Origin of the sequence: Flavobacterium azizsancarii (genome assembly GCF_027980145.1) — a bacterium.
GTDB classification, from domain to species: Bacteria; Bacteroidota; Bacteroidia; order Flavobacteriales; family Flavobacteriaceae; genus Flavobacterium; species Flavobacterium azizsancarii.
The window spans coordinates 1-3,904 of record NZ_JAMZNK010000091.1; the positions used below are offsets into that span (position 1 = coordinate 1).

The 3,904-nt window shown below is 30.9% G+C and carries 5 protein-coding genes; all 5 read right to left on the bottom strand.

Annotated elements, in window-relative coordinates:
* Positions 1–134: 134 nt before the first annotated feature.
* The 5 genes from NJT12_RS24665 to NJT12_RS24680 all read right to left on the bottom strand — a co-directional run bounded on the left by NJT12_RS24665 (position 135) and on the right by NJT12_RS24680 (position 3,409).
* Positions 135–1,022 (bottom strand): carbon-nitrogen hydrolase, encoded by an 888-nt coding sequence (locus NJT12_RS24665; RefSeq protein ID WP_065449632.1) that lies wholly within the window; start codon positions 1,020–1,022, stop codon positions 135–137.
* A gap of 96 nt (positions 1,023–1,118) precedes the next feature.
* Entirely contained in the window at positions 1,119–1,349 is a 231-nt protein-coding gene (locus NJT12_RS25215; RefSeq protein ID WP_414655405.1) for a type II toxin-antitoxin system RelE/ParE family toxin, read from the bottom strand.
* 22 nt (positions 1,350–1,371) lie between these two features.
* Positions 1,372–1,617, bottom strand: coding sequence for a hypothetical protein (locus NJT12_RS24670; RefSeq protein ID WP_271338762.1), 246 nt, complete (start codon positions 1,615–1,617; stop codon positions 1,372–1,374).
* 168 nt (positions 1,618–1,785) lie between these two features.
* Positions 1,786–2,199, bottom strand: a complete 414-nt coding sequence (locus tag NJT12_RS24675) for a hypothetical protein (protein WP_271338763.1) — start codon at positions 2,197–2,199, stop codon at positions 1,786–1,788.
* A gap of 337 nt (positions 2,200–2,536) precedes the next feature.
* Positions 2,537–3,409 (bottom strand): DUF808 domain-containing protein, encoded by an 873-nt coding sequence (locus NJT12_RS24680; RefSeq protein WP_271338764.1) that lies wholly within the window; start codon positions 3,407–3,409, stop codon positions 2,537–2,539.
* Positions 3,410–3,904: the final 495 nt, after the last annotated feature.

The window sequence follows — 3,904 nt, forward strand, 5'->3', positions numbered from 1 at the left end:
GAAAAGTTTATAGAAGACCATTTTAGCCCAAATTTACATTTTTCAAGAAACACTCTGTAAATCTACTAGTATAATAAAAGAAAGAGGTCGTCTTTTCAGACAACCTCTTTTCTATTATATATTAATTAACTGAATTAGTCAATTGCTCTTTTTGTAATATCACCGAAAGCATCGATTCTTCTGTCTCTGAAAAATGGCCAGTTCTGACGTACATTTTCCTGAAGATCTAAATCAACCTCAGCAATCAAAATTTCTTCCTGATCATGAGAAGCCTGTGCTAAAATCTCGCCTTGAGGACCTGCAATAAACGACGCTCCCCAAAACTGAATTCCTTCGGTACCTTCGATATATTTTTCTAAACCAATTCTATTTGCTGCAGCAACAAAAACTCCATTTGCAACCGCATGACCTTTCATTACATTCATCCAGGCCCCATATTGGTTTTCTCCGTACTGTTCTTTCTCTTTTGGATGCCATCCAATAGCTGTAGGGTAAAACAATACTTCGGCTCCTTTTAAAGCTGTAATACGTGCAGCTTCAGGATACCATTGATCCCAACAAATAAGTGTTCCTATTTTTCCTTTTTTAGTTTCAATTGCTTTAAAACCTAAATCACCAGGTGTAAAATAGAATTTTTCGTAGAAATGAGGATCATCCGGAATATGCATTTTACGGTATAAACCGGCTTCTGTACCATCTGTATCAATAATATAAGCACTGTTGTGGTAAATTCCAGCCATTCTTTTTTCGAAAAAAGGAACAATTATTACAACTCCTAATTCTTTTGCCAATTCGCTAAAAGCAATAAATGAAGTACTGTAAAGTGGTTCTGCTAGAGCAAAATTATCTACATCTTCACTTTGGCAAAAATAATGACTGCTATATAATTCCGGTAACAAGATTACTTCTGCTCCTTTATTGGCAGCGTCTTTTACCCAACTGATACATTTTTTTAGATTATTTTCGGCAACGTCGTTAAGATTTAATTGTATAACGGCGATTTTATATTTTCTTTTCGGCATGACATAAAATTTAGACTGCAAAAATAGTAATTTTTAGAGGAATGGCAAAGAGTGTTTCTTTACTTACTATTATAAAAAAAGAGCTTATTAAGCTCTTCATATTTGTTTTACAGAATCACGTTTTGTTGGAAATATCCTAACAATATAAACAACTTCATTCTCTTCTACATATAATATTTTATAATCTCTAACAATAATTCTTCGGTATTCTGATTCAATTTCATCTTTTTGATATTGTTCCGTAAAATGAATATCCTTTGTAATTTTTAAAATATCATTTTTTATATTGTGGGCGCTTTGAACTGATCTTTTGCTGAATTTGTCCAAATTATCTTTTTAACTTCACTCATTACCAATTCTCAGATTCTATTTCTAAATCTTCCTGCGAAATCACATTATCCTTTTTAATATCTAATTTTGCAGTAGCTAATTCTTCTTTATAAACAGCTCTTGTAATTGGTTTTCCATCAACAGAAAAAGCAACTATTTCTTCTTCCTGATAGCTTTCAATAACCGCTTTAACAACTTTTAAAAGACGTTCGTCTGCAGCATTTATATATTCTAAAACACTATCTCTTAATTCTAAAGCACCCATAATTATAATCTTTTAATAATTCAAAGATAGCTATTTTGACTCATTTTTTTATTTAGTTAATTATAAAATTCCTGCAGATCTAACTTTCATAAAAAAAGAAAGCCATTCTACAAATATTTCAAACATTTGCAAAATGGCTTCTAACCTAATTTATAACCTAAAACCTAATTATTCAATAACCACTTTTGTCGTTATGAATTCCTTATCTGACTTTTTGAATTTGATTTCAAAAGTTCCTTTTGTTGCTGATTTAAATTTGTAAACTGTTTTCTTTGGATCCGGAACTTGTAGTGTACAAACTCCTGTTGGATATTTTGCTTCAACTTGCAATCCTTTTTCTGTTCCAATTGTAGCGTCACTAATTTTACTAAATTCTCCACAAGCATTATCTACGATAAAAGTTACATCATAACTAAGCTCTTCATTTACTTTTCCGGTTTCAGGTCCTTTAACTTCTGTTACTAGCGCCACTTTTGTTGTAGCATCAGGAACACTTGGTTTGTCATCGTCATTGCTGCATGAAATTAATGCAGTTGATAAAAATAATACTACTAAAGCTGATTTAAATCTAAAATTTTTCATATAAAATAATAATTAATTGTTAATTACTATGAAGATGCAGATGGGTTGCTTTGGTTGCTTACTAAAAATGTTAAATAATTCAACAAAAACATTAAACAACTGTATACCAAAACATTAATTAAATAATATTTTTTAAGCAACAACAGTTATTTCTTATAAAAATTATAATTTTCCGTATAGCCCCGATACAAACGGCATCCTTTTTATCTGCTTTTTGCTGATAAAAAGATACAGTTGACAGCGGGACAAATGGTATGTTTAAGAGGATGATTTTGCTCCAAAAAAAAACACCAGCCTTTCGACTGGTGTTTTAAAATTTACGTGACAATTTTATTTTCTATTTCTTTCCAAGTATTCTTTTAACAAGATTTACAATGGCTAAAACTATAAATCCCAAAATAATTCCTATTGTAAATTCTTTTATAATTGATGGCAAGTTTGGTACTAAATCGTGGAAAAAATCAATATTATGAACAAATATCCCTCCTGCTACTAAAATTAAAGCTATTGTACCAATTACAGTTAGGCCTTTAATAACAATAGGAAGTGCCTGTACTAATATATTTCCGATGATTTTTAAAATACTATTTTCTTTTTTGCTGATCTGAATTAGTTTAAGTCCCGCCTCGTCCATTCTAACAATAAGAGCAACAATACCATAAACACCAACAGTGGCAATTACGGCTATTATTGAAACTACTATAATTTGCTGTAAAATAGGCTTTCCTATTACAGTTCCTAATGCAATGATTACTATCTCGACAGACAAAATAAAATCAGTTAATATTGCCGATTTCACTTTTCCTTTCTCAGCTTCCAGAATTTCTTCTTCCGTAAAAGTTTGTGATGTTATTCCTTCTGACTCTTCATGTTTGTGCGGAAATATAAATTCATAAATTTTTTCGGCTCCTTCGTAGGCTAAAAATAATCCTCCTAGTACTAAAATTATTATAATCGCAACAGGAAAAAAGGCGCTTAGCAAAAAAGCAATAGGCAAAATAATCACTTTGTTAAGAAGTGAGCCTTTACTAATTGCCCACAATACCGGAAGTTCTCTTGACGAAGCAAATCCCGAAGCTTTTTCAGCATTTACAGCCAAATCATCGCCCAGAATTCCCGCTGTTTTTTTTGCTGCAACCTTACTCATTACTGCAACATCATCCATAATTGCTGCGATATCATCTAATAGTACGAAAAAACCTGATGCCATTATACTTTATTTGGTTTTAAAAACTACGTAATTGACTGGCTTTGAGTATCCGGTTTACTTTACGAGTTTGATTATTTAAGTGCGCTAATCTAAGACTTTTTTTGTCGACTTTTTTATCTAAAATTTAACTGCATTGTCCCAAAAGAACCCAAATAATTATAAAAACGAAGATTGTACCAAAACATCCTCCACCTAATTTTTTAGCTCCGTAGCCCGCTAGTAATCCTCTAAAAATATTATTCATAGTTCTCTTTTTTACACTGTTAATCAATTATTTATAATATAAATTTACAAAAGTAAAGTTCATCCTTTAATCTTTGACTGTAATTATATTACTTTATAAAAAAGTTTCATTATTTACTGATTTGATTTCGATAAAGATCAAAAAAAAGAGGCTGTCCGAAAAGTAATTTCGGGCAGTTTTTTTTTGTTTTACACATTGATTTTTCTTATATTTAAGTACTAAAATCAATGATTATGCAGCCAGTTTTTAAG